This is a genomic window from Polaromonas sp. P1_G2 (assembly GCF_056405515.1).
In genome coordinates, this window is the sequence record NZ_JBFUBY010001752.1 from 1 (window position 1) to 360 (window position 360).

Annotated in this window: 1 protein-coding gene; it reads right to left on the minus strand. The window is 65.6% G+C overall.

All coding sequences use genetic code 11. The annotated features are described in order from the left end of the window. On the minus strand, nt 1-327 hold a 327-nt coding region (locus AC1D0P_RS32430; protein WP_477680471.1), incomplete at its 3' end, for an aspartate/glutamate racemase family protein. Nucleotides 328-360: the final 33 nt, after the last annotated feature.

Genomic DNA, 360 nt, shown 5'->3' on the forward strand with positions numbered 1-360 from the left:
GGCCAGCACCACGATATCGGTCTTGCGACCGTCCTCTTCATGGAAGCACTGGTTGATTTCCGCCGCCACGTCGGCGTCGGCAACGCTCTCGCCGCGGATATAGGCTTCCGCCATGCGCGCCAGATTTTCCGAGCCGACCAGCCGCACATGGCACTGGCGGGCGAAGGACTGGATGAGATCGCGGGTATAGGCGCGCTTGACCGTGCCGGGTGTCGCCAGCACCGAGATCAGGCCCGAGCGGGTGCGCTCCGCGGCGGGCTTGATCGCCGGCACCGTGCCGACGAAGGTATGGTTGGGAAAAGCGGCGCGCAGGTCGGCGCCGGCCAAAGTGAAAGCAGTGTTGCAGGCGATGACAGAAAC